Raw genomic sequence first — 26,518 nt, forward strand, 5'->3', positions numbered from 1 at the left:
GTCATGCCCGAATGCCGTTATCGGGCATCCAGCGACCTTTGACAAAGAAATTTAACGCAGAAGGTTTAAAAAGATTTCTCACCACAGAGCCGCAGAGAACACGGAGAAGGGCAATACCATGAAGGGCCAAATTTATTGGGCTAATAGTGTCAATCTGTGTAGTTTCCTCATGCAAAGGTGCTGAGACTTTTATCTTTCCTCACCTTTAAGACCTCTGCGCCCCTGCGAGATCACTATCTTTTCTCTTATTCTCTCGCAGAGGCGCAAAGACACAGAGAAATGCGGAATGGGCGCTAAGGGCCAGCGGTGAATTACTGCATCAACAAGCTGTTGTTTCGTCCTTTTCGTGTGGTTTGTGGTAAAAAAGCCTTCAACCACGAAAAACACGAAAGGCACGAAAAGGAAATTTAACCGCAGAGACGCAGAGGGGCTTAAGCCGATATTCCCTCTGTGTTCTCTGTGTTCTCTGTGCCTCTGTGGTTAATTTAAAAGTTACAACCTACTGTAATTATTTCGCCAGTTCGGCCCGGAGTTGCTGCGCAGCGGTAACCATATTGGTCAGGGCGGCACGGGTTTCCTGCCAGCCTCTGGTTTTCAGGCCACAGTCCGGATTCACCCACAGTCGCTCGGCCGGTACCACTTCCAGCGCCTTTTTCAGCAAGTCGGTTATCCAGCCCGTGTCCGGCACATTGGGCGAATGAATATCATACACGCCCGGGCCGATATCATTGGGGTAGGCTTTGTGCTTAAAGGCATCCAGCAGCACCATATTGGAACGGGACGTTTCCACCGTCAGCACATCGGCATCCAGGGCAATGATGGCATCCAGAATATCGTTGAATTCTGAGTAGCACATATGACTGTGGATCTGGACATCGGCCGGCGCTCTGGCACAGGCCAGACGGAAACAGGCAACCGCCCAGTCAAGATATTGCTGCCACTGACTGTGTTTAACCGGCATGCCCTCGCGAATGGCAGGTTCGTCTATCTGAATAATTTTGATACCTGCGTTAATCAGATCTTCTGTTTCATCACTGACGGCAAGGGCAATCTGCCGGGCCACCTGCTCGCGGCTTAAGTCATCGCGCACAAAGCTCCAGCATAAGATCGTCACCGGACCGGTCAGCATGCCCTTTACTGGTTTGTCGGTGAGGGATTGCGCATAGCTCAGCCAGTCGGTGGTCATGGCCTGCTTGCGGGTGATATCCCCGTAAATGACCGGTGGTTTGACACAGCGGGAGCCATAACTCTGTACCCAGCCATAACGGGTGCTGGTGACGCCGTCGAGGAAATCGGCAAAATATTCGACCATATCATTGCGCTCCGGCTCTCCGTGCACCAGCACGTCCAGTCCGATTTCTTCCTGACGGGCAATGCAGTCCTCTATCTGTTGCTGCATAGCCTGAATATATTCCTCGCTACTGAGTTCCTTACGCTTGTAAGCGGCTCTGAGCCGACGAATTTCTGCGGTTTGCGGGAAAGAGCCGATAGTAGTGGTGGGCAGTTGCGGCAAGGCCAGTGACTGTTGTTTTTGTTTGCGCACTGCATAGGGCTCGGCGCGCTGTACCTGTGTAAGGCTGCCGATCCGCTCTCTGAGTGCGGTATTGACAGCCTGTGCTGAGACTAACCTGGCCTTAACCGGGGCCGAGTACTGTTCAATAGCAGCGGTGTCACCTGTCAGCAATGCCTGTTTCAGTAACGACAATTCCTGACATTTCTGACTGGCAAAGGCCAGCCAGCTTTTGATTTGCGGATCCAGCTTATCTTCCTGCTCCAGATCCACCGGACAATGTAACAGTGAGCAACTCGGCGCCAGCCAGGTTCTGCCGTTTAGTTGTGCATAAAGCGGCTCCAGTTTCTGATACAAAGCGCTGAGATCGCTCTTCCAGATATTGCGCCCGTCAATCACGCCCAAAGAGACCACCCAGTGGCGTGGCAGCATATCGATGGTGAGCTGGATATCTGTTGGTTCGGCCACACAATCAATGTGAACACCGTGCAGGGGCAGGGAGGCGATCAGATCGAGGTGGTGATCGATGCTGGCAAAATAGCTGGTCAGCAGTAATTTAAGGCTGCCCTGACGCAGCTCACCATAGGCTTGTCGAAAGGCTTTCTGCCAGTCTGCATCCAGCTCCAGACCGAGTATGGGTTCATCAATTTGCAGCCAGCCAGCACGGGCACTATTGAGTTTATCGAAGATTTGCTGATAGCCAGCCAGAAGTTGCGGTAACAGTTGCAGTTTATCGCCTTCAAAGGCGCTTAAATACAGGTAGCTGAGCGGCCCCAGCAACACAGGTTTGGACTCATGGCCAAGGTTCTTTGCTTCTTCAATCTGCTCAAGCAAGGGCTGAATATCCACCCGGATATCTAACTGCTGGCTCAGTTCCGGCACGATATAGTGGTAGTTGGTGTTAAACCATTTGGTCATATCTGACGCGGCACAGGCACAGCCGGTAGGTGCGCGGCCCCGGGCAATACGAAATTCCAGATCCAGCTTGTCACTACTATCACTATCCCTGGCAAAGCGCTGAGGGATGATGCCAAGGTAGAGACTGGTATTAAGTACATGATCATAATTGGCAAAATCCCCAACCGGCAGTAATTCAATGCCGGCTTGCTGTTGTATTGCCCAGTTTTGCCGGCGAATGTCGGCGCCGGTCTGCAAAAACTCTTGCTTACTGATCCTGCCTTGCCAGTACTGTTCCAGGGCAAATTTCAATTCTCTTCTGGTACCGATGCGGGGAAAGCCGAGCGTGTGTAGTTTCATTTGTTCGTTCCTTTTAGCCATCTAGACGTGTATATTTACCGGCATCCCTGTTTGCTACAAGCGCAAGATTTTCACGTGCAACCTGAAGAATTTTCATCATGCTCGAGCTGAAACATTTAAAGACGATGCTGGCCCTGGAGCGGGGCGGTAACCTTGCCAGCGCGGCAGATCTGCTGTTTGTCAGTCAGTCGGCCTTGTCTCATCAGCTTAAGGAACTGGAATCACGCATCGGAGAGCGGCTGTTTGAACGCAAGAGTGAGCCACTGCGTTTCACTGCCTCTGGACTTACGTTACTCAATCTGGCCCGTGAGGTGGTCCCCAGGGTTAACAAGGTGGAAGCGGAAATAAAAAGCGGTGCTCAGGCCACCGAGGAACTGCGTATCGGCATTGAATGCCATGCCTGCTTTCAGTGGCTGTTACCGGCGATCACTGAGTTTAACCGGCGCTATCCTGACGTCAGTGTCGATCTTCAGGGAGAAAACCTGTTTGACGGTATCACCGAGCTGGAACGCCAGTCTCTGGATCTGCTGTTCACCGATGACAGAGTCGCCGCAGAAGGTCTGGAGTATGAAGCCCTGGGAGACTTTGAACTGGTATTGGTAATGGGGCTGCAGGATGAGCTGGCAGAACAGTCTTTTATTCAGCCCGAAGATCTGAAAAACAGGCGCTTACTGACTTACCCCGTGCCGCTGTCGAAACTGGATCTGTTCCGTCAGTTTCTGCAGCCGGCAAAATGCCATCCACAGAGCGTCAAAACCGTGGCTAACAGTTCGGTGATGTTGCAGATGGTGGCGGCGGGCCTGGGGGTGGCTGCGGTGCCGGACTGGCTGGTAAAAGATTTCGATCGCCAGCAGCTGTTGTGCTCCCGCCCACTGGGGCAGCAGGGGCTGAGAAAAACCCTTTATGGGGCCTATCAGCCTGCCAACAGGCAGAAGATACAGGAATTTCTGCCTGTTGTTCGCAGTAATTTCCGGCAGTTGCTTACCTCTCAGCCAGTCTCTTCTGAAAAAACGCCCCAATCAATTTAGTCCCATCAATTTCCATATTAGTCTGGCCAAGATATTCAGGGAAAGGGAACGGGCTGCCAGGCCAGGTATGACCACCTTCAGACAGAACGTAGGAGATCAGTGCGCTGTTGTCACGACAGAGACGGTAGCTGAACTGTGTGATGCTACCCATGAGCATTCTGGTGCTGGGTTTGGCGGAACAGTCATGCCGTTTTGCCCAGGCTTTCAACGCGTCTTCCACACCATACAGCCAGTATGGCGGGCTGGTGGTTTGAGCATCCACCTGATAAGGATTGATGCCATCATTCAGACTATGGAAGGAGAGTATGGAGGGTGAGCCATTGCCCCGGCATTGCTCTCCATCCAGCTCCGGTTGCCGGATACCAGCCACCAGAGCCACCGCCGTGATTTTGTCAGATGCCTTGCAGGCCAGCTCGGAAGCCATTCTTGCTCCTCCTGAAAAACCCGTTGCAAAAATGGGTAAATCGGCCAGATCGAATCTTGTTTGCAGGTGAGCAATGATCTCCAGGCTTAACTGCACATCATCACCGTATTCGGACGACTAGGGCACATTCCAGGTAAAGCCGCCTCTGGGAAAAGGGCGGGCGGCCTTTGGCAGCACTAATAAGGCCTGTAAATCTTCAGCAACCTTTTGCATATGAGTAATGCTAAGGTGCTGCTCTGGATGACTGCCGGAGCCATGAAAGTCAAACAGGATAGCTTCAGGTTTACTTAGCCCTGAAGGAATAAATAGCCGGTACTGACGAGTTGTACCTGATATTTTGATTTCCTGAACTTCGTTAACAGCGGTGTTTTCGCTGGTGTTTGCCTGCAGCCGGCCCCCCTGTGGCTCAGTTGCAATGACAGAGCTGCCAATAAAAAATAGCAATAGAATCAGATATTTCATTAACCATTCTCCTTCTCAGATTGTTGATTTTTGGGCAGTAGAGCAGGCATAAAAGGAGGAACCTGGCTCTGATATTTAAGGTAGTCAGGGCCGATCTCCCGGACCAGATCCTTTTCTTCATAAGGGGTAGCCAGAAGGATGTAAATTAAAACGCCAATAGCAAAAACCAGGTGTCCTGCGGTCATAACGGGGGTACACCAGGCAATCAGAATCCAGCAACTGGATATAGGGTGCCTGACCAGAGCGTATAGAAACTTTGTTGAGAAGGGCGGTTCGACATCCGGCTTTTTAAGAAAATGGTTCCATGCCTGAGCCAGACCCAGCAGGTGGAAGTGCCCGATTGGAAAGGAACACATCACCATCAGACCCCAGAAAAACAGGTAAAGGCATAGGAACAGAGTGACGGCCAGTGGTTGGTCGACCGCCCAGATCACCGTGTCGATGGGTTGCCAGAATATTACCAGTATGGCGGTCATCAGCGCGGTGAAATACAGATAGGTCGCCCGCTGGGCGGGCACAGGCAGATAGGATTTCAGCCATAGCTTGAAGCGGGTGCGGGCAGTCAGCGAATGGTGTAAGCCAAACAAACCGATCAAACCGGCGTTGACTAGCACAGATAGCCATAATGCGCCGGATTCACCGTCATCGATGCCCTTGGGCACACCGATATTGATGATAAAGCCCATCAGATATAACAGGCTCAGCATCCCGGCCAGATATCCGCCGAGTGCATAAATAAGAATAAATAATCGTTTTGGCATATGTAATCCTCTGTTTCGTTCACATATACCTAACGACATCGAATCGCGAAGAGTGACAGTTTCAATTCAGGAGTTCGCACAGCCTTAGTGGTTGAGTTTGCTGTATTGAACCTGGCTGGTCTTTCCTGCCCATCAATTATTTTCACCTGTTGGTGGCACAATTCCTGTTGTTTTCTGCGTAAGCCTTAAGAAACCTTAATTCAGAACAACAGCAGGAAATATAATGTTGAAATCCAAGTTTTTAATCCGTCTGGCAGCCACACTGGCTGCTGCTGGCATTGTTACGGCCTGTGCACCGGCTTCCGATGACGATGACTCTGAAGTTCGTGAAGAAAGTCAGGCCATGGTGCTGTTACGGGGCTTGCCGACACTGGATACTCATCACAGTGTGGCCATAGTCGAGCTGGATCCGGAAGCGGATAATTTCGGCGATATCCTCAGTGAATATGAGCTCCCTGATCTCGATGAACCACTGCATCACCTTTATTACAGCCCGATGGGACGTTTATACGCCACGGGACTGGACCCAAAGTGTAGCCTTGCTGAGATTGATCTGGAACGCGATGCGTCAGGAGCGCCCGTCATTCAGGGGGTTGAGTGCCTCAATACTGATGGTCAGCAGGTAGGGGAAGACATCATGTGGCATCAGGTCAATGGTACCGAGTACATGTTTGTCACCTTTATGGGGGGGACCGGCATTGAACAGGCAGACTGTGGTTCTGTGGGCGTCTTCGATGCCCAAACCAACGCCGTGATCAAAGTGATTGAGGCGCGACAAAATCAGAGCACAGGCAATGAGCCTTTTATCATGTATCCCCATGGAATCTCTGCTTATGGTGATCGTATGGTGGTGACTTCGACAAGTCATCCCGAGCTTGGGAAGGGAGTGGGTAACAGCATTACCGTTATCGATCTGAACAGCTTTGAGCCGATAGAAAATATCGTGTTGGAATCTGTTCAACCTGATGGTTCACCGTCGGCGCCTGTTGAAGTGCTTTTTGTGCGTCCCAGCATCGTGCCAGATGCGGAGCCTGCCTTATTAGTCAATACTTTGCAGGGCTCTGAAACCAGGCGTATAGCCTACGATGAAAAGACAAAGACTTTCGGTACTCCTGAGGTGTTGTATGACGGCGCCAGCAATGGCACAGGTGTACCACTGGAATTTTACGGTAACGAAACTGAGTTGTTTATCAGTCATGGCCTGCCAGGGTTGTAAAACGCTATGATCTGGCCAGTTTGCCTGATCTTGTCCCAAGTGGCGACGATATTGAGGCCGAGGCTGGCGCCCACCATATGATTTTTTACAGTTCCCGCTCAGGGCGTAATCTGATTGCGGTACAGAATAATCTGCTGAATCTGGGGGATGCTGCCGCCAATGATCCAACCGATATAGACTTTATCGCCAGTCTTAATGCTCACACTGTCACGGTCACAGATCTCGATAATAACGAGCGACTGGCCAGGGTCAGCTTCAAAGACAGGTATGGTAAGGGCGTGGAAAATATCGAAGCCTTGTTTGGCTCAGGCTTTGTCCACCACCACTGATCAGTGAGCGTGAATTAGCTTATGTGGCGCTACCTGATTCTGTTGATTGGATTGCTTGGCTGGTATCTGATTGAACGGGCCGGGATTTTTATCCCGGCGCCGACGCCGCTGCAAAACTTTAAGGCGCCCTTTGTCTTCGGCAAGTTCAGTGTACCAAAGGATAACCCACTGACCGAAGAGGGCGTGACGCTGGGTCGCAAACTGTTTTATGACCCATTGTTATCGGCCAATAACCAGGTTTCCTGTGCCGATTGTCATATGCAGGAGAAGGCGTTTAGTGATGGCAAGGCCCGCTCTGTGGGCGTATCCGGCAAGCCCACTGAATTTAACAGTATGGCGCTGGTTAATCTGATGTGGGGCCCTGAGCGTTTTTTCTGGAATGGCCGCAGTACCAGCCTGGAAGAGCAGGTGCTGGGACCTGTACAGCATCCGGATGAGATGGGCCAGGACCTGGATGAGCTGCTATCAGAACTCAGGCAACACCCTGAGTATCCGCAGGCTTTTCGTCGAGCTTATGGAGAGACAAGTATTGAGGCAATGGCTAAGGCTATCGCCTCTTTTATGCGCACCCTGATTTCAGCCAATTCCCGTTACGATCAGTTTCTGCGTGGAGAAATCAGGCTCAGTGAGCAGGAAGAACTGGGCCGCAAATTATTTATGGCTCATCCCGATGTCAAAGCCAGTCTGCGTGGTGCCAACTGTATAGATTGTCACAGCCAGTTTCTGACAGGAGGCTTCAGTGATGGTTTGGATGGTTTCTCCAACAATGGCCTGGATAAGGAATCCGAGCTTAAACCGGGCCTGCAGGCGGTGACCGGAGATCCTGCGCATCGGGGGTGGTTTAAAACACCGACGCTGCGCAATATCGCTGTGACGGCGCCCTATATGCATGATGGCCGTTTCGATACCCTTGAACAGGTCATTGATCATTATAATCACGGCATCAGGTATAGCAGTACCCTGAGCCCGTTGATATCTGAGGCAGACAACCGTGATCTTAACCAACCTCAGTCTCCGGGCCTGGGGCTCGGCGAAAAAGAAAAACAGGCATTGCTGGCCTTTCTGCATACCCTCACAGATCAGGACTTTCTGACCAACGCGGCCTTTTCCGATCCAGACAAGGACATTTCCAATGAACAATAAACTCATTATTCTGATATTACTTTTTGTGGCAGTTGCTCTAGGCGTATTGGCACTCAAACCGGCACAAACCGAACGACTGACTCTGCGGTTCAAACCTTTAGTGGGCACACAGCCCCTGGTGATCGAAAGTGCTGATTATGCTAACCCCTTAGGAGAAGGGCGCTTCAGTGTGCGCAATCTGCGCTTCTTTATCAGTAATATTGAACTGGTGGCTGACGACTATCGTCATCAGGTAGCGGACAGTTATCATTTGCTTAAATTCAGTCAGACCGCTAATCAGGACAGTGTGATCCTGACAGACATACCAGCTTATCAATACCACAGCCTGATCCTGAATATAGGAGTGGATGAGCAGGCTAATCATTCTATCCAGTTGCGGGGGGATCTCGACCCCAATAGCCAGATGGCCTGGAGCTGGGACGCGGGCTACAAATTTCTGGTACTCGAAGGAGGGCTGGTAAATGATCAGCAGTTTACGCCGTTGGTCTATCATGTCGGCTTCAGTGAGAACCTCCGCAGTCTGCAGTTTGCGCTTAATTCCCGGCATTTACAGGAGGGAGTGATGACGCTGAGTCTGGACATTGAGAAACTCTTCGATGGTGTGCATAAGTTGGATCCTGCCCACTTACCGGGCATTAAGTTTGACCCTGATGATGCACGCCTGATGGCCGACAATTATGCCGCCATGTTCAGACTGGTTGAATGAGTGCCATATAAGTAAATTAAGCTGAATTCTGTCACTTTTAGCTGTTGTATTCCGTTATCCAGTAAGCCACAGGATAACGAGGGTAAATAAAATGACAGATATGAATGTAGCCATTGATCAGACCGAGGACTTTGATCAGACAAAAGCAGAAAACTTTGCCGAGCGCCTTGGTGAAATGCTCAACACCGGCGCAACGGTAGTGATGATTTCTCTGGGCCATAAGCTGAAAATATTTGACCATCTGGCCGATATGCCGCCATCGGGCAGTGAACAGATTGCTGAGAAAACAGGACTTAGCGAACGATATATTCGTGAGTGGCTGGCAGTGATGGTGGTGTCGGGCATTGTGGCCTATAACCCGGAAGACAAGACCTATTACCTTTGTGCGGAGTATGCCGCCTGTCTGACCACCGATGCCGAACTGGGTAATATGGCAGTATTCGCCCAGCACACCTCGCTGTTAGGGCAGATGGAAGAGTCTATGATCCGCTGTTTTAAAACTGGCGAGGGTACCAGTTATGGAGACTACCCCTGTTTTCATCAGATTATGGCCGAAGACAGCGGGCAAACTGTGGTGGCAGGGCTGTTTGAACATATTCTGCCGCTGGTGCCGGGTATTCAGGCCAGGTTGGAACAGGGTATTGATGTACTGGATGCAGGCTGTGGCCGGGGGGCGGCATTGCTGGCAATGGCAGAACATTATCCCAACAGTCGTTTTGTTGGCTATGATCTTTGTGCCGATGCCATAGACTTTGCCAATGCACAGGTAAAAGAACGAAAACTGACCAACATCCGCTTTGAGCAAAGGGATCTGACCGGCTACATGGAGGCAGAGCGCTGGGATTTTATTACCAGTTTTGACGCGGTGCATGATCAAAAGGATCCTCAGGATCTGATTGACGGACTAAAGATGTCACTGAAATCCGGTGGCACCTACCTTATGCAGGATATTGGCGGTTCCGCAAAGCTTGAAAATAACCTGGATTTTCCTTTTTCAGCACTGCTTTATGCCGTTTCCTGTGCTCATTGTACGCCAGTGTCAATAGGCCAGGGCGGAAAGGGTCTGGGTACGATGTGGGGCTGGGAAACGGCTGAAACCATGCTTCTTCGTGCGGGTTTCAGAAGCGTAGAACACCATCGCCTTGAGCACGATCCTATGAATGTATGGTTTGTTTCTCAGGTGTAATAGCAGCAGAGCTTATGCTTAGTTTGCACAAAGCTGTGTTGCTTCGGGCTCGGTGCCGGCAGGTTTTTAACATACAGACTGAACCAGAGCCGATACTGTCGAAATAACATGTTGAAGAGAGAATAACCTTGACTGAACTGGACTTGTTAAAAAACGCCGACCACAAGGCGGGGGTTTATACCGATAACATCGGGCAGCGTCCGGCGTTTCCGTCCGAACAGGCCATCGCCTGTCTGTCCGCGTTTGAGCAGCCATTGAGCGAGCAACGGCGGCCGCCAACAGAGACGCTGGCGATGCTCGACAAGCTTGGTTCAGAGGCTACCGTCGCCTCCAATGGTGGTCGTTATTTCGGCTTTGTGTTGGGCGCCAGCCTGCCAGTGGCTGCCGCGGCTGAACGGTTAGCTCTGGCCTGGGATCAATGTGCCTCATCGGCCGTGACCTCACCGGTTGCTCACGCTATCGAACGGGCCGCTGCCCGGCTGGTATTGGAAGCATTGGACTTGCCAGCTGAAAGTGCAGTCAACTTTGGTACGTCGGCCAGTGCCTGTGGCCTGGTGTGTCTGCATGCAGCCCGAAGGGCGTTGCTGAAACGAAAAGGCTGGGATCTGGATCGGCAAGGACTGACGGGAGCGCCCCCGATCCGGGTAGTATTGACGGAACTGGCGCATATTACAGTGATTAAGGCGTTGCGGGTGTTGGGTTTTGGTCTCAACCACCTGGAGTTTGCTAAGGTAGATCAGTACGGCCGGCTGGATCCACAAACCTTACCGGATCTTGATGCAGATACCATCCTTTGCCTGCAGGCGGGAGAAGTCAATACCGGTGAATGTGATCCCTTTGCAGAGCTGATTCCCCGGGCTAAGGCGGCGGGCGCCTGGGTGCATGTTGATGGCGCTTTCGGCCTTTGGGCCAGGGCCAGCAGTCAAACCAGGCACCTGACTAATGGTATTGAACTGGCCGATAGCTGGACCACCGACGGTCACAAGTGGCTGAATACGCCCTACGATGGAGCTATTGGTATTTGCAGAGACGCTGTTGCACTGGCCGAGGCCATGAACAGCAATGCGGTATATTCAAGCTCGGGTATGGATAGCCAGGAAAATCTAGGTCTGGAATTCTCTCGGCGTGCGCGGGGTATTCCCATCTGGGCGGCTTTGCACAGCCTGGGGCGCCAGGGGCTGGCTGAACAGGGTGACAGATATGTACGCCTGGCCAAACGTCTGGCTCAGGGGCTTGAGGATAACGGTTTTACCCTGCTGAACCGGGTCGTATTAAATCAGGTGCTGGTGCGCCTAGACAGCGATCAGGCAACGCAGGCCGTACGTGAACAGGCGATTTCCAGTGGCGAAATCTGGTTTGGTCAATCTGTTTGGCGAGGGCGGCCGGCACTGCGATTGAGTGTTTGTTCCTGGCGTACAACCGAACAAGACATTGATACAGCAGTTGCCATTCTGGCGGCTGCTAAAGCGGGAATTTAGTGTGAAACAGAACAGTAAGAACACAATTGACTGGCAGGACTTTGAAAAGGTTGAGCTGCGGGTTGGGACCATTATTGATGTGCAGGATTTTCCCGAAGCCAGAAAGCCGGCATATAAACTGCGGGTGGATTTTGGTAAGGGGATCGGTGTGAAGAAATCCAGTGCCCAGATAACAGACTTGTATTCAAAAAAGGATTTGCTGGGAAAACAGGTGGTTGCCGTGGTGAATTTCCCGGTAAAGCAAATCGGGCCTTTTATGTCTGAGTGCCTGGTTACCGGGTTCCACCGGGATGATGGTGCAGTGGTGCTGGCCACCCCTGACATTAACCTGCAAAACGGTGCCCGCCTGGCGTAGTTATTGTCCTACTCTTTGTGCCGGGCAGTTGCCTGGCACAGTGTTGTTAAAAATCACGTTTACTTACTTATGGTCTCTTGTTGTAAACACCATAAGGAGTAAAGATGATCATTCAACGATACAAAAAACTAGTCTCGGGCGGATCTCTGCTTGTCTTTCTTATTGGCGGTGCGTTATCCGGCCAGATACTGGCCCAGGAAAGTGGCCAGCTGGAACCGCAAATCGAGGGGATCACCAGTGTTTATCCGGCGCCTTTCAGCGAGTTTGAGGGCACTGATATCGAGCCTGAGATTTCTTTCGCGGCCGCTACCTATTTTGGCTACACCGGCGGGGTGATTGAAATCTGGGATCTGACCCTGGATCAGCCGGTGTTCAGATTGGATCCCGAGCCCGGGGATGCCCAGGAAGGACTGAACTCTTTCAAAATCCAACTCCCCGAAGGCATTTTACAGCCTGGCCATAATTATGAGATACGTGCCGGTCACCTGTTTACCCGTATCAATGACGCCCCCTGGAATATAACCAGTATTCAGGCCGGTAGCTGGCAGTTCAGTATTGCCGATGGGGCGAGTTCTGAACCAGAAGAGCCTCAGCCGCCAGAGCCTGAGGAGCCGCCAACACAGACCCCGGGGGCTCCCGTGGATATTGATGGTATTGTGTCTTTAATGCCCGCTCCCGGCACGACGTCGGTCAGTACCGGGGTGTTACCGCTGATCGAACTGTCGGGTAACAGTAACTTTGGTTACACCGATGATCGGGAAATCCGGGTCATTAACCTCAGTACAGGCGAACTGGTGGCCAGCTTTAACCCAGAGCCCGGCGATGGTCAGGAAGGCGCCACTCAATATGTCATCCAGTTTGAACTTGAACCGGACAGTGACTATGAAATTCAGGCTGATCACCTGTTTGCCAGGGTTAATGCTGAGCCATGGAACGTAGCGGAGATTCCCACTGGTTACTGGCGTTTTACCACGGCGGATTCGTTCAGTGACAATCCAACCCTGCCTGGTGATGACGAACCGCAAACGCCCCCTGATGATGGTGGCGATGACGGCGATAGTGGCGGTGGCAACGGTGACCGGGACTGGCGTGATATCGACACCGACCTGACCTGGACAACCAATATCCCGCAAGCGCGGCCCCGTTTGCTGTTTGATCAGCAGAGTCTGCAGCAGGCCCAGAGCTGGTATGCCAGTAATGATTTTGAACCACGGGATACCACTAATCCTGTCTACAGTTCGTTCGACCCGGTGGGAAATGCCTTCAAATATCTGTTAACCGGTGATGAGCAATATGCACAGATTGCAATCCAGGGTGCCCTGAATGCTTCGCAAAGTATCTACGATCAGATTGGTGGGCACTGCGATGAATGCCGCTGGCACGGCGACAGCGTGATACTGGTGTATGACTGGCTGTACAATGTGATGACTGAATCGCAGCGCAATCAGATCAAAACGCAGTTAGATGAGGCCTTTGCCTATTATCTGGACTTCTTCTGGGGAGCCGCTGAGCCACGCTTTGCAGAGAACAACTATTTCTGGGGTTATTTTCGTAATGCGGCCATGTGGGGCATAGCCAATTTCCATGAAGATGAGCAATCGGAGATGTTTCTGCGCCGCTCACTGGGCGAGCGCTGGGATGAAATCGGGTTGCCCCATTTTAACCAGAAATCGCCATCCGGGATTGCCGCCGAGGGCGTCAATTACGGTCCGACTATGCTGTATTACAACATATCCCTGCAGGAGAGCCTGAAGAATCTGGGCCGCGATCTGAATCAGGAAACCAACTGGTATCGCAACGCCGCCTGGTGGTTGCAGTATGCCTCACTGCCCAAACAGACCTGGGATAATCCCAATGCCGATGAACCGGGCTGGAGCTGGTTCCCCTATGGTGATGCCGGTGGATTTTGGAACGGTAACAACTTTCTCAATGGCGGTGTCAGCCGGTTTCTGACCTATGTGCTCAGTCGCTGGAATGACACTAATCTGGAGGGTTACAGCCGCGACCTGCTGACGCGTACAGGGCTGGACGGAATGGCACCAGTGGTGCTCAGGGCGCTGGATGACGGTGGTGAGGCACAGAGCCCGGATGATTTACCGCTGGATTATTTTATCGACGGTGAACTGGCCTATGCCTATGTGCGCAGCGGCTGGGATGAAGATGCTACGGTACTCAACCTGCAACTGTTATCACCGCCTATGGTGGGCCATGAGCATCAGGATTCAGGCAACTGGCAACTGTGGAAAGACGGCGTCTGGGCCAGCCGAGAATCGCCGGCACGGGGGTATGGCTCCAACAATGGTCAGATCCCCGGTTTCGCCGGGCAGGGAACTGTGGATGTTAACCATCCGCTGGCCCATAACACGCTGCTGGTAAATGGCAAAGGGCCTGCATTCGCCGGTGGTGGCCAGGTTACTGATGTGACCAGTGAGCCTGAATACTTCTTCGCCACCACAGATCTGAGCCAGGCCTATGATGAAAATCACGTCAGCAGTGTCAAACGTCACTTCCTGTTTATCCGTGAACCACAGGTGCTGCTGATTTCCGATCAGGTAGCCAGGCAAAATGAGGATGTACAGTTATCTTTTATTGCCCACTTCCAGCAGGACGTCAGTCAGCAGGGCAATGTACACAGCAGCACTAACCGCCATGTACATATCCAGTTGCATACGCTCTTACCAGGTCAGTTCGGTAGTCGAGTGGTGGATGAACAGCGCAGCCATCTGGATAATGCCCGGCGCCTGATGATCGAGGGGCAAACCGACAGTATGCTGCACCTGCTACGGGCGGATACCGCTCAGGATTCTGAACTGCAGGCCAGCATGGTTGACGGGCAGATTGAGATGCGCAGTAACGGTCAGATCTGGACAGTGCAACTGGACAGCGAAGGTCGCTTCAGCCAAATCAGGGTTGATGATGGTGAGGGCGATACACGTCAGTTGCTGATCCATCAGGGTATCGAACGGCTGGATATCAGCGACGACGGCCTCAACTGGAGCAATAGTTACCAGTATTGAGTTGAATATTAGTTTAAGGGTTGCATCGCATTCCTTATCTGAATCGCCACTGATTTTCTGGACATCTCTTGATTAGAGCAAGTGACACTAATAGTGAGAACCGGTCACTTGTATTAAGGACAAAAATTAAATACTTTTGTCCGCATGCTCGATGCTACGAGAATTATTGATAGATTTTAGAACACGTTTTAAATTTAGGAATTTACAGGTGCATATTTCTTTCGAAGTCCCAACAGTAGAGTCTTACAGGTTAATACTAAGAGCCCTAAAAGAGGAGGATTTAAACGCTTTGATGGATCTATGGGGAGATGAAGAAACCACACGTTTCATCGGAGGTATTCAAACTCGGGCTTCCGCTTGGCAGTTGTTAGCGGGGCTGACTGGACATTGGCTTTGGAGAGGATATGGCCTATGGGGGATCATTGATAAAAATTCAAAAAAAACGATAGGATGGACCGGGATCTGGAATCCCGAAGGTTGGCCTGAGAAAGAACTAATTTGGTCAATCAATAAGGCATTCTGGGGAAAAGGACTTGCTACTGAAGCCGCTTTGGCGGCTCGAAACTATGCAAAACAAAAAATGGGTATCTCACAGCCGATTAGTGTGATAGCCCCAACAAATTATTCTTCTATTGCTGTGGCAAAGAAGTTGGGGGCTAAATATGAAAGAAATTGGGAGCTAAGAGGTAATGTCGTCGAAATTTGGCGACATCCAACTTAGAAGATAAAGATACAGGAATCCATCGTAACTATTTCAGAGTGAGAGCATAATGATCAGCAGAAAATACATTATTTCAGTAGTGTTACTTTTTTTTGTGGCGTTAATATGGAATGGCCTATTCCATATGGTTATTATTGTGGAACAGAATAAAATGATTACTTTCCTTCTGCGTCCAGACCTTTCCGAAAATATTTTTTTATCTCTACTTATCACTCTGTTAATTGTAACTCTTTTCGTTGTTAGTTATAGCAAGTGGCGCAAGAATGGAACTTTATTTGAAAGTCTTGTCCATGGATTATTTTTTGCGATACTGGCGGGTGTTCTAGTAAACGCTAATCAGTATTTGATGTATCCGATCCCTGGGGTACTTGCGGGATTATGGTTTATTGGAGGATTAATTGAATTTGCGCTGTATTCCGCAACTGTCTGGTTGGTACAGCAGAATAGAGAGTTTGCATAATAAGCTCATTTCTTATACTGGTTTTACTTTCTGCCAGAGCCATCTCAAGTTTATTAATGGGATATTTAAAAAGATTTCGTACATGGGCGGATTAACTGTTTATCGTTACGATAGTGCTTGTTTCAAGGTTTCAAGAGACAATCACAGGATTAGGCTAAAAAATCACTGAGCTACCCGAGGAACTGGATTAAATTATAAGGAGTTCGCTTGATGGGAATGTCATCTACTACCACTAAAGCCTGGCGAGAGTATCTCTCAATACATGAAGACAAAAAGCATTTAAAACAGAACCTCTACGATGTCATCACTATTGGTCATACTGATGAAAGTAAAAATGAAGGGGCGAAACTTATCCTAACAGGAGAAAAAACGACTACCAGCGCTCTTCTATGGGATGACTACTTCAATGAAAAAGGTTTACCTTTCATTGGAGCATTAAGCATTCTTGAAAATGGTTTTGGACAAGCCGTTGGGATAATTGAAACGCTGGAAGTCAAGGTGCAATCGATTTCAGAAGTTAACCAACTTTTTGTCAGTGGCTATGGTGAGTGGGGCCCCTCGCTATCAGACTGGAGAAAAAAAGCCTGGCTTTTCTATTCCAGTGAGTGCAGAAACCTAGGGAAGAAACCAGATCCTGATATGCCACTGGTTTGCGAGACATTTAGATTGGTACATAAGTTTCATGTTAATAAATGATGATCTACCCCCGCTCTTGTGACCCGCGAAAAGTTTAAATATGACGCAGCGGGCTTAGTCCTCGATGGCAAGCCACCTTAAAAACAGGACATACAAGTTGGCACATTTTCACGAAATTTGGCGTTACTAGATGGGCAAGCATCACGACAACTCATTGGAGACCCCAAATGTTCAGAAAATGTCTTCTGTTAGGCGCAGGCATAACAGCTCTATCACCACTATCGGCTCTTGCCGCATTAAGCCCTGTAACCGTACAGGCACCTTCAAAAGTATTAGCTGAAAGTAATTACACAGTGTACTGGAGTTCTGGAGGGCCGGGCGCATATTACTACATCACCGAAATCAACGACCAGACTGGCGCCTTTACAAGGAAGAAACATACTTCCACTTCAAAGCTCTTTAAAAAAACCAGCGAAGGCTCCTGGAGATATAAAGTTGAATGGTGCTTACAGCCTGACGGTTATTCTGAGACCTGTTCTGGATTATCTAATACTAAAACGGTAGATGTCCAAGAACCTGTGGGAACAGCCCAACTCATTCCTTTTGAAGGTGAAAATCTCACGGGAAATATTGAGGTCAAATGGAACAGACCTACTGGCACGGTAAAGCGATATAAGCTGAAGAAGAGAAAACAAATTGGGAAAGGACTTAGCGAAGAGCAAACCTACACCATTAGTGGGTCAGCACTTTCTTATAGGGTAGGCCCCTTTGATACAGGGCGTTATCGATTTGACCTTGAAGCATGTAACGATTTTGACTGTAGAGCAGGTACTGACCGCAGCGTCTCAGTGATGCTACGTCCGCAGCATGTTAACGACTTTAATGCGGTATTGACGGGGGGGAACGATCGTGAAGTTTTGCTAAGCTGGACAAAACCACAAGGAAAGGAGCGCATCGACACGTACCGTATTCGGGTAAAAAAGCCTGGTGAATCTGCTTATACCGTTTTTGATAGTGTGTCCTCTGACAAACTTACTTATACAGTATCAGGGCTGGGAGGTGGTCTGCATTTCTTCAGAGTGCAAGCTTGTAATAAGCAATGCAGTGAATTCGATCCAGATGGCTGGAAAGCCTATGAGCTAAATAAGCCTACTACTGCAGTAGTATTGGGTGATAGTTTCTCATCGGGTGAGGCGGGTCGCTGGAAAGGAAACTCTGATACTGGGTCAGGGGACTACGGTGGGACAAACATTTCGTTTGATGGCGTGGCTTACGAGTCAGAAAGCTACGATACAAATGCATGCCATAGAGCGTTGGGGGCCCCTATCCATTCCTTAGCTGACGAATTTGAGTTCACAAAAAACTTGGCCTGTTCTGGTGCTAAAAACAATGCGGTGTGGCCAGAAAGTGAAGGTGGGTTGCGTTATAGGGGAGAGTCACCTCAGATAGACAAGCTGGAAGATTTGCTTGAAACCCATGACGTTAAACTTGTTGTGGTGGGCGTTGGGGGAAGCGATATGGGCTTCATCAGTTTGATTCAAGATTGTGCCCAGGAGTTGATTGAGGATCTCACCACCCGACTCTCCGAAGGTTGTGGCCATAGCGTAACAGGCAAGATTAAAGGCTTAAACCAGGTGAGAGCTAAAGTTAAGTTAACCGTAAGCCATATCAAAAATATGATGGAGCGGCACGGGAAGGTTAACAATGTGGACTACGAAATTGTATTGATGGGTTATCCCAGCATAGTGGAAGATGATCCTGGCCCCGGTCTGGCCGATCGCCTTGAGATGCGCTGTCCGTTCCGGGCTGAAGATGTAGTAAAAATTGAAAGCCGCCTGATGCCAGCCCTAAATGGACTTTATGCTTCGGCTGCCGTTGAAGAGGATGTTAACTTTATCAATATCAAAAATGTCTTTGAGGGGCATAAGCTATGTAACGGCTCTGCCTATCGGGCAGGGGAAGTTTATCAACTCACCGCTAGTAATACGGAGTGGGTTAGATTTCTTGATACCAGTGTGGCCAGTGCTTTCGAGGTCTCCACAGCCTTGGTATTGTTGCGCTTGGCCTATGATGCCTTGGGTAGTCTTACTAATGGAGAATGGAACTCCCCTGACTTTATGGGCCATCAAGGTCGTATCCAGGAATCAATGCATCCTAACTTTTACGGGCAAAAGGCCGTGGGGCAATGCTTGCAACAGTTTTGGCAATTGAGGCAGTCATCAGCCACCCCACAGTCATATAACTGTTATTCACCATTAGGGGTAGTGCATTCCTCCCCAGAAGACGTCATTCTGGAACAACGTCCCGAAAGAGTGTATACCCAGTCTGTTTCACAAGACATATTCTTACAGCCTGGGGAACAAATCGTGGTTCCTGTTAATATGAATTTTAATATTGACGGAGGCTGGAATAGCCTGAACACAGGGTCTTTCTACATATCCGGCGAAGGGCAAGACGCACACGCTCCTTTAATTAAGCTCGTCAATAATGAGACTGGCGAGGAGATTGTCCTCAAGGCTACCATGGCCCCTGGTGAAGGTGGGGATCAACCCATAGATGACGAACCGTTTGAAGAAGAACCACTGCTTCCTTTCGGCGCAGCCCATGGATCATTCTACTCCTTACAGGGTCTACCCTTCACCGGAGGTATTTACGATGTAGTGATCCGAAATTCTAGTGACTTATATCCTTTATTAATCAATGATATAAGATTGAGTCTTTACTAAGCTAGCTAATAAGTCGGCTTATGCCTTATGTGAGAAGGCCTGGTTCAAGAATCCAGGCCTTGACCTTTACCAAGGGCTTTGCCAGAGCATTGTTTACAGTAGCCGTTATGCTCAGCTTTGCTGCCTGCAGTTATCCGTCAGGGTTGGTGTGGCAAAACACCAATGGACACTTTGACTGATGGAAACGAATTTGGGCGGAAAAGAATTTAGCTCAAATCTAATCTGACGCTGGCACCGAAAAATCGGGTAACTGTCAGATCAGGTCTGAGCTATGGCAATTAATAGTATAACGAGGACTTACATTTATGAATCTCCGCCCTACACCTGAATTACCCCAGTTTTTACTGGGACTGGTTTTTCTGTTTCTGGGCGCCTGGTGTTTGGTAGCGCCACACAATGTTGAATACCTGTCGCTTAACCCTGAATATCATATGTTAAATGAAGTGTCAGCATTGCTTATAGGGTGCTTTGGAGCTCAGGCGGTATTGGTATCTATTTTAATTTTCTGGTCTGAGTTTAAAACCAAAACCTACATCGTATTCGGAGTAGTTGGCTCGGTCCCATTCTTTGTTTTTAATTATTATTTTGTTTTCGTAAACCCATTGTTCTCAAGCTTAATGCTGCTCGACTTCTTTGGTAATGTGTCAATTCTGTTGATCTGCCTGTGGGGAGCAAAACGTCATAAGCAAGCTGGTTAGTATTTCCTGACGAGGTATACTGAAGTCCCTGGTCTGACAACTTTTCTTTTGGACGCCTGCGCCAGACAGCCATCAGTAGAGCATTGATGACCAGGTCAACTTTGGTCCTGTTTTTCTTATGGTCCAGCACACGATCATGCGCGAGAACAGATCGATACCAACCATGAGATACGACCAGCCCTCTTAAGTCCCGATGTCAGTGAAGTCGTTCATCCACTCATTATCAGGGTTCTCGACACTAAACGCTCTGTTTAAGGTGTTTGCTGCCATTGTTTAACCCAATCGGACAGTGATTTATAACTGACACGCAATCGTCCTGCGACGGAGGAGAGTGAATGGCTTTGTCTAGTGACTTGCTCAACAGCCTGGATTTTAAAATCTTCTGGGTAGCGTATTCCGCTCATGTACACCTAATAATTTATGCAATTATAAAGCTATAAAGTGTCCTGGGATCGGGGGCGCACCAACAACCGCTTTCTAGCCAAAACTGCTTAATTTTTCCTAACACAATCGCTGGTCTTCTTTTGCACGTGTGCTTAATGGTTACTTTAGCCACGCATAGAAACCACTGCGCTCGATGTTAAGGCTCCCGCACATGACTTTCACAGGATAGCGTAACCAAATAGATTGTTTAAGGGCCAGATATTCGCGTTGTAAGCTTTTATTTTCTCTAACTTTAACAACCCTGGCGATTCTATTTTTACGCTTGCGTCACAATTCATACATCCATTGCGTTATCTGGTTTGTACGCGAATTCACATGCTTTCGCGATATCTGAAACTAGCTATTTGTGGGGCCATGTATGTCTAAGAACAAACTTAATATCGACTATCGTATCCATGCTATTGACCAGGTCAGGGGCATTGCCATCTTACTGATGGCGCTGGATCATGTGCGCTTTTTCCTCACCGATCTGCGCTTCGACCCGATGGATATAGAGCAGACCAATGGGTGGCTGTTTTTTAGCCGCTTAATAACGCACCTGTGTGCCCCCCTTTTTATTTTACTTGCCGGAATGAGCGCTGGTTTGATGCTAACGCGTCGTACACCCGGACAGGTAAGAGTGTATCTGTTGCAGCGCGGAGCCTGGCTCATATTGTTGGACTTCGTGTTCATTTCAACACTTTGGAATGGCAGCGCCACCTCTTTGCCAGTTTTCGGTCAGGGTATTCCCCTTTATTTTCAGGTTCTTGGAGCAATAGGAGTGTCTATGATGGCACTCGGAATACTACTGATAGTACCAAGACCTGCGCTGTGGGCGCTTGCCGTGGGAATTCTCTGCTTGCATAACCTACTCGATCCAATCTGGCCGGTCAGCAGTGGCGACGCGGACCCTCTGTGGTATGGTCTACATGGCTATGCATCTGTTCAGGCTGGAGCTTTCAGCATTGTATTCTACTACCCTGTACTCCCGTGGATAGGAGTAATGTTGCTTGGATACTTGTTATCACCGCTTTACAGTCGAGGTGACAATAACCGTAACACAAAACTTTTGGTGGCAGGTTCATTGGGGTTGGGGTTATTTGTTTTGTTGCGCTGGTTTGGTTTGTATGGCGACCCTCATAGCAGGCCTCTGAGCGTGAACACTCCCGATTGGGTCATGCATATGCTGACTATTGAAAAGTATCCTCCCTCATTACACTATCTGTTACTGACACTATCAATTGGTTTTATATTGTTAGCCCTGATGAGCCACAATAATGGATTATTCAAGAATCTTTTGGTGACCTTCGGGCGGGCGTCGCTATTCTTTTATCTTTGTCATTGGGTGATATTGCGTCTTAGTGTTACCTTGTTGGCATGGTTCCAACTGGGCGACGTTGCGCCGAGTATGACTTACCCTGACTTCTTCCCGGATGGATTGGGGATTGGTCTGGCGCTTGTATATTTCTGTACGTTGATGCTTATTCTATTGATGTGGCCCGCCTGTCGCTGGTTTGAGCGAAAGCGGGCGGCAAGAGTTGTCTGGACCAAATGGTTCTGAGCAAACTACCAGACAACGCGACCAACATTGACGGGGCTGAAATTGGGGCCGCTTTTCTTTGCCATTTTGTTATCTGGTTTTGCTATGGCTGCAGAGGCGCCCTTATCAGCTGCCAAACTAACTGTGCCACTGTCGTCAGGGGAGACGGGATACTGCTATTATTTTTCCATAAAGAAACAGCAGAAGTCCCTTGACCCGTCTACCGGATACGGGTTGAAGATGGACTCCGGAGCAACCGGAGAAGCCCATGTTGACGATCACCAGTGCCGGGTATCCCGTGCCACCTTGTTGTATTACGAGAAGGAGGGTCTGCTGCAACCGGCCATGCGATCAGACAAGGGTTATCGCTATTATGGCCAGGACCAGCAGCAGCGCCTGCAACGTATCCCGCAGTTTCGTGGTTTTGGTTTGTCTACCCGGGATATACGGTTGATTCTTCACAAAAGGGATGAAAGTCGTTCAGAGCAGTTGCTGCTGCAGCAGTTATCGTTGTTGGATCAGCAGATTGAACGGTTGCGGCAGCAGCAGCTTGCCATCATCCGCTTTTTGCAATTCTCCGGAACAAGTGAGGACAATATGATGACAAAACAACGCTGGAGCGAGATTATGCGGGCATCAGGGATGGACGATGAGGCCATGTGGAACTGGCATCGTCAGTTTGAGCAGATGGAACCAGGAGCCCATCGGGAGTTTCTGGAATCGCTGAATATCCCGCCGACGGAAATCGCTGATATCCGCAGCCGATGTCAGGTGTAGGTATGCGCGGCAGGAATGCCGCACATTGGCTTAATGCAGCGGGTCTTAGCAGGCCCGGCATTTATTGCAAACCTGCAGACAAGCCGTCGCGCTTTCAGGCGATACTTCAAGCTTACTTCCGGTAACGCCAGCATGCTCAGCTGATATCAGCTGAACTCTGTTGTAGCAAATAATTCAGAGCGCCCTCTATGGCGGCCAGTTGTGCCTGAATGCATTGCTCCGGTGTGGTGCGCGGGCTGTCCGGATACACTTCTGTGGTGCTGACCAAAGGCGCATCCGAGACACTGGCACAGAGCCCCATGGACGCATTGGGACAGCTGACTACACCAAACTGCTGAATCTTTTCATCAATCAGTTCACCATTTTCGTCCGCCTCAGCGATATGGGTTACTCTGGCAACACTGTCGATAATGGCTTTGTGAAATGCCGGGCTTGGGCGCTCAGTATCAGCAGCCAGATAAAAACCATCGGGAATACTCCAGTTTTCATTTTCCTTGCCATCCCGCGCAGCGGTGGCCGGGCCAAACTCGCTATTGTCTGAGTCGGTGGTTTCATGCAGGTCTATATGCAGGGCAAAGCGTTGTTTAAGGCTGGTAAGGTATTGGCGTACCTGTTGCGCCTCCAGGGCTTTGCCATCAGAACCGAAGCTGCGGTTCGGATCCACGGCGGCCGGGGTCCAGCGGTTTATGGTTTCATAACCCCAGGGGGAGATACAGGGCAGCACCAGAATATTCAGTTGGCTGCTGTATGCTACGGCGCTGGTCTGCAGAAAACGAAGCGCCCCATGTACACCGCTGGTTTCATACCCATGCACCCCACCGGTAATCAGAACGGTAGGTTTATCATACTGCCAGTTACGGCTTTTTACCGCATAAAGCGGATAGACCTTGCCGCAGATCGGGTCATAGTTGAGCTCGCCATACTGCTCTATATCAAAATAAGCGTCTAACCCTTCTATAATGGGCAGTACGTCGTTAAAGAAACTGCGTTTTATCTTCTGTTCACTCAGCCATTGGGCTTTTTCTGCTGTGGTCCATGGCTGGCCCACAGTGCCGATATGATAATTATTGTTCATGTTGCTCCTGATTTTCGTTTTGAGTTATAGGGTATTGATTCACAGAGGCTTGCTGTATTTACAGCCTGTCTTTTTGCTTCCATCAGCGCCTAAGAGGGGCATAGATGCGGTACGGTGTGTGACGAGTCATTAGTATATGTCTGACGAATATAGGTTTTCCGGAATCCCAGATTGAGCAAGACTCCTGAACTTACGCTGTTTTGTGGTAAAGCGCTCTGTAAACAGCATTTTGTATAAACCTTAGTGCAGCCAACCTCTGCGGCATATTGCACACAGCGTGATATCAGCGCGGTTTGCTGTCTTTCTTTCTGCTCAGGGATGGCTACAAGATCCAGCCAGGCGTTCGTTCCCTGAATAAACAGTGCGGCTACACCGCAAGGTAAATAGTTTTCATAGCTCATAAATACGTGCCAGTCCGGATGAATTGGCAATTGGCTGAATAAACTTACTGCCTGCGCATCCAGCCCCAGGCAATATGAGGCCATCACTCCGAAGTCCCAGGCCTGATTGTGGCTGATCTTTACGATCACAATCTTTTGAGCACTGATCTCTGCGTCCGAAATAATTAGCTCAAGCATCTGAGAGGCGCCTCTGGCAACCAGTTTATGCATGCGCAGTTCTTGTTCGGACGGTGGTTCAGTAAACATATTCTGATGCAGCTGATAACGTCTGACGCCCCGGGACTGATAGAGCAAGCGTACTTCCTGAAAAGACAGATGCGTATCGACATGATGCGCCGTCAGACAGCAGTTCAGGGCTTTTGCATCGGGTAGCTTGCTGGCAATTGATATCATTGTGCCGCAATATTCGATCAGTTCCAGGCCTAAGTGATTTATGATTTCGGCAGAGGCAGCCTGATGAAGTGAAGCCAGCGCATTCGCCTCGAGCTGTTCACTGTATCGTTGATCAGCCGTTTTTTTTGTTTTTATAAGATCCATATATATCCCCGGATAACCGGCATTATTGTTTCCCTATAGGAATACGCTGGAACAAGGCGAATTGTGCCAGTCAACTTATTGGAATTAATGATTTTTATTTTTAATGAGAAGCTGGGGTTTATTCTGAAAATGGTCTGAATTTTTAATCCTGACCGGTGTCACGACCAGAGAATCCAAAAAAATTTCCCGGATTGTCACATTCCGGCTTGGAAAACCCGTATTACTCAATGCAAGCCGAAGTGAGTTGATGCTTTTCTCGTGTTGTGTATCAACAACTTTTGGTTCCTGTGTGATGTTTTGGCCGTGCCCTGGTGCACGGCCTTTTTTTGCATTAAATGAGATTGGCGATTCAAAACTATTCTGAGGGGACAGGCAGCTTATGCATACGCAGAAAAGACAATTTGTCCCAGTATCCGCGCTGAAATACGATTTTGTTATCCTGGATATGGAAAAAGCCACAGCCGCGCAGACCTAAGGGGTCTCTCCACTCAAGAATGGCCCATTCACCATCTTCAAACAGGTTTTCAATAATGCAGGTCATCTCTGCCTGCGCGAATTCAGCTTTAAACATCCTGCAGATCGCATCTTTACCCGTTACTGGCTCCTGAGTTATCTGATGATTGACAGCATTCTCGGCATACATCTCTGCCAGGGCTTCTGCATTGCCTTTATTAAACGCGTCGACCCATTTGCGGACAAGTGTTTTTGGTGTCATAACTGGTATTCACTCCAGGTTAGTGGATAGATAAGAGCAGGAGAAATAAGCTCAGGGTATGACAATACCCTCTACGCCATTGCTCTGTTCGAAGCTGAATGTTGATTTTTATTGTCATAATAGCGTGTTGATATCCAGGCTGTCTCTGCTCGGATCCAACGCTAATAGCTGCCTGAGTATGGCGGTATGGCCCTGGCCACCGAGCACGAAGACTCTCTCTCCCGGTGCTGCATGGTGCTGAATCATGGCATACATACGAAAGTTCCTATGCCACCAGCTTGCACTGGCATCGGCGCCGACAAAACTCTTTCCTGCGCCCAGATGATTGGTGGCCAGATACATTGCCATATTGGCCCTGTCTAACTCCGGTCCATTGAAATACCTTAACTGCTGTTGCAACGACAGGGTTGCATGGACATGATTAAGTTTCTCAGTGATTTCAGCAATCCGTGCTTCGAATTTTTGTTTTTCTTGCGGGGCATGCTCTCCCATATAGTTAAAAAGGTCTTCAGCCCGCCAGTTTACTGTGCGTTCATCGAAACTGTACACACGACTCAGCCCGGCCAGTCTGGCAACCCGGAATCCAATCTGGTAAATCTCATTGACGGGCAACTCAAAGCTGCCAGCCCTATACTCCTGATATTGCCGGTTTATTTTGTCTTCGTCATCGCGGTTGTATTCCAGCAATACCTTTGTTGGCTTTGTGGCGGCGATACGCTCTGCCAAAGCAACAAGATATTCCTGGTGAGCCGGAGTCATGACATCCACTGTTTCTGTTTTGACGGCATCCAGCCCGGGATTAGCGAAATGGAAGGAGCCCATCAACAGTACTTGTGCATTGGGCGATTCGGTTGCTGATGCAGCCCCCAGCCAAAACAGGGAGCTTAAGAGGAGAATGATGTGTTTCATGTGGATTCCTTGTTCAGGATGAATAGGT

Annotated in this window: 25 protein-coding genes; 16 read left to right on the forward strand and 9 right to left on the reverse strand. The window is 49.4% G+C overall.

The features are described 5' to 3' along the window. Positions 1-508: 508 nt before the first annotated feature. Complete coding sequence (gene metE / locus AT746_RS03335) at positions 509-2,767, reverse strand: 5-methyltetrahydropteroyltriglutamate--homocysteine S-methyltransferase (protein ID WP_156413610.1); 2,259 nt, start codon at positions 2,765-2,767, stop codon at positions 509-511. 98 nt (positions 2,768-2,865) lie between these two features. On the opposite strand from metE, the gene AT746_RS03340 reads away from it, so the two are divergent. Then, positions 2,866-3,795: a LysR substrate-binding domain-containing protein gene (locus tag AT746_RS03340; protein WP_062476409.1), complete on the forward strand. Its 930-nt coding sequence runs from the start codon at positions 2,866-2,868 to the stop codon at positions 3,793-3,795. Here the strand turns inward: AT746_RS03340 and AT746_RS03345 are convergent. The 3 genes from AT746_RS03345 to AT746_RS03355 are packed head-to-tail and all read right to left on the reverse strand — an operon-like array spanning position 3,749 to position 5,442. Continuing rightward, positions 3,749-4,315 carry an alpha/beta hydrolase family esterase gene (locus tag AT746_RS03345; protein ID WP_062476412.1) on the reverse strand — a complete coding sequence of 189 codons (567 nt, stop codon included), beginning with the start codon at positions 4,313-4,315 and terminating at the stop codon, positions 3,749-3,751. The genes AT746_RS03340 and AT746_RS03345 overlap by 47 nt on opposite strands. A gap of 21 nt (positions 4,316-4,336) precedes the next feature. Next, positions 4,337-4,681, reverse strand: a complete 345-nt coding sequence (locus tag AT746_RS03350) for a hypothetical protein (protein ID WP_062476415.1) — start codon at positions 4,679-4,681, stop codon at positions 4,337-4,339. Next, positions 4,681-5,442, reverse strand: a complete 762-nt coding sequence (locus tag AT746_RS03355) for a methyltransferase family protein (RefSeq protein ID WP_062476418.1) — start codon at positions 5,440-5,442, stop codon at positions 4,681-4,683. The genes AT746_RS03350 and AT746_RS03355 overlap by 1 nt, the downstream gene beginning before the upstream one ends. 223 nt (positions 5,443-5,665) lie before the next feature. Between AT746_RS03355 and AT746_RS03360 the strand changes: the two genes are divergently transcribed. The 13 genes from AT746_RS03360 to AT746_RS03415 all read left to right on the forward strand — a co-directional run bounded on the left by AT746_RS03360 (position 5,666) and on the right by AT746_RS03415 (position 20,113). Next, positions 5,666-6,658: a hypothetical protein gene (locus AT746_RS03360; protein ID WP_197414317.1), complete on the forward strand. Its 993-nt coding sequence runs from the start codon at positions 5,666-5,668 to the stop codon at positions 6,656-6,658. 77 nt (positions 6,659-6,735) lie between these two features. Further along, positions 6,736-6,987: a hypothetical protein gene (locus tag AT746_RS19890; protein WP_197414318.1), complete on the forward strand. Its 252-nt coding sequence runs from the start codon at positions 6,736-6,738 to the stop codon at positions 6,985-6,987. A 21-nt stretch (positions 6,988-7,008) separates the two neighbouring features. Then, positions 7,009-8,130, forward strand: coding sequence for a cytochrome-c peroxidase (locus AT746_RS03365; RefSeq protein ID WP_062476421.1), 1,122 nt, complete (start codon positions 7,009-7,011; stop codon positions 8,128-8,130). Further along, positions 8,120-8,836, forward strand: coding sequence for an MbnP family protein (locus AT746_RS03370; protein WP_062476424.1), 717 nt, complete (start codon positions 8,120-8,122; stop codon positions 8,834-8,836). The genes AT746_RS03365 and AT746_RS03370 overlap by 11 nt, the downstream gene beginning before the upstream one ends. 91 nt (positions 8,837-8,927) lie before the next feature. After that, positions 8,928-10,022, forward strand: a complete 1,095-nt coding sequence (locus AT746_RS03375; protein ID WP_062476427.1) for a class I SAM-dependent methyltransferase — start codon at positions 8,928-8,930, stop codon at positions 10,020-10,022. A gap of 128 nt (positions 10,023-10,150) precedes the next feature. After that, on the forward strand, positions 10,151-11,500 hold the full coding sequence (locus AT746_RS03380; protein ID WP_062476430.1) for a pyridoxal phosphate-dependent decarboxylase family protein: 1,350 nt from the start codon (positions 10,151-10,153) through the stop codon (positions 11,498-11,500). A 1-nt stretch (position 11,501) separates the two neighbouring features. Next, positions 11,502-11,855, forward strand: a complete 354-nt coding sequence (locus AT746_RS03385) for a tRNA-binding protein (RefSeq protein WP_062476433.1) — start codon at positions 11,502-11,504, stop codon at positions 11,853-11,855. A gap of 104 nt (positions 11,856-11,959) precedes the next feature. Continuing rightward, positions 11,960-14,872 (forward strand): heparinase II/III family protein, encoded by a 2,913-nt coding sequence (locus AT746_RS03390; protein WP_062476436.1) that lies wholly within the window; start codon positions 11,960-11,962, stop codon positions 14,870-14,872. A gap of 151 nt (positions 14,873-15,023) precedes the next feature. Further along, positions 15,024-15,593 carry a GNAT family N-acetyltransferase gene (locus AT746_RS03395; protein WP_082633137.1) on the forward strand — a complete coding sequence of 190 codons (570 nt, stop codon included), beginning with the start codon at positions 15,024-15,026 and terminating at the stop codon, positions 15,591-15,593. A gap of 49 nt (positions 15,594-15,642) precedes the next feature. Next, entirely contained in the window at positions 15,643-16,053 is a 411-nt protein-coding gene (locus AT746_RS03400; RefSeq protein WP_062476439.1) for a hypothetical protein, read from the forward strand. A gap of 210 nt (positions 16,054-16,263) precedes the next feature. Then, complete coding sequence (locus AT746_RS03405; protein WP_062476450.1) at positions 16,264-16,749, forward strand: ASCH domain-containing protein; 486 nt, start codon at positions 16,264-16,266, stop codon at positions 16,747-16,749. A 167-nt stretch (positions 16,750-16,916) separates the two neighbouring features. Next, positions 16,917-19,415, forward strand: a complete 2,499-nt coding sequence (locus AT746_RS03410; protein ID WP_156413611.1) for a fibronectin type III domain-containing protein — start codon at positions 16,917-16,919, stop codon at positions 19,413-19,415. 305 nt (positions 19,416-19,720) lie between these two features. Continuing rightward, on the forward strand, positions 19,721-20,113 hold the full coding sequence (locus AT746_RS03415; RefSeq protein WP_062476456.1) for a hypothetical protein: 393 nt from the start codon (positions 19,721-19,723) through the stop codon (positions 20,111-20,113). Between the two features lie 251 nt (positions 20,114-20,364). On the opposite strand, the gene AT746_RS20260 is transcribed toward AT746_RS03415, so the two are convergent. After that, the gene (locus AT746_RS20260) at positions 20,365-20,517 is read right to left on the reverse strand and encodes a transposase (protein WP_156413612.1); all 153 of its coding nucleotides are present in this window, start codon (positions 20,515-20,517) and stop codon (positions 20,365-20,367) included. Positions 20,518-20,915: 398 nt separating this feature from the next. Between AT746_RS20260 and AT746_RS03420 the strand changes: the two genes are divergently transcribed. Then, the gene (locus tag AT746_RS03420; RefSeq protein WP_062476459.1) at positions 20,916-22,097 is read left to right on the forward strand and encodes a DUF1624 domain-containing protein; all 1,182 of its coding nucleotides are present in this window, start codon (positions 20,916-20,918) and stop codon (positions 22,095-22,097) included. A 219-nt stretch (positions 22,098-22,316) separates the two neighbouring features. Further along, complete coding sequence (locus tag AT746_RS03425; protein ID WP_062476462.1) at positions 22,317-22,853, forward strand: MerR family transcriptional regulator; 537 nt, start codon at positions 22,317-22,319, stop codon at positions 22,851-22,853. 136 nt (positions 22,854-22,989) lie between these two features. On the opposite strand, the gene AT746_RS03430 is transcribed toward AT746_RS03425, so the two are convergent. From AT746_RS03430 to AT746_RS03445, 4 genes are all read right to left on the reverse strand, one after another. Next, the gene (locus AT746_RS03430) at positions 22,990-23,928 is read right to left on the reverse strand and encodes a M14 family metallopeptidase (protein ID WP_062476465.1); all 939 of its coding nucleotides are present in this window, start codon (positions 23,926-23,928) and stop codon (positions 22,990-22,992) included. Between the two features lie 89 nt (positions 23,929-24,017). Continuing rightward, positions 24,018-24,866: a hypothetical protein gene (locus tag AT746_RS03435; protein WP_062476468.1), complete on the reverse strand. Its 849-nt coding sequence runs from the start codon at positions 24,864-24,866 to the stop codon at positions 24,018-24,020. A gap of 355 nt (positions 24,867-25,221) precedes the next feature. Further along, positions 25,222-25,581 (reverse strand): nuclear transport factor 2 family protein, encoded by a 360-nt coding sequence (locus AT746_RS03440; protein ID WP_062476470.1) that lies wholly within the window; start codon positions 25,579-25,581, stop codon positions 25,222-25,224. A gap of 114 nt (positions 25,582-25,695) precedes the next feature. Continuing rightward, positions 25,696-26,490, reverse strand: coding sequence for a DUF5694 domain-containing protein (locus AT746_RS03445; RefSeq protein WP_062476472.1), 795 nt, complete (start codon positions 26,488-26,490; stop codon positions 25,696-25,698). Positions 26,491-26,518: the final 28 nt, after the last annotated feature.

This window comes from Lacimicrobium alkaliphilum (assembly GCF_001466725.1).
In the GTDB taxonomy this organism is placed as follows: domain Bacteria; phylum Pseudomonadota; class Gammaproteobacteria; order Enterobacterales; family Alteromonadaceae; genus Lacimicrobium; species Lacimicrobium alkaliphilum_B.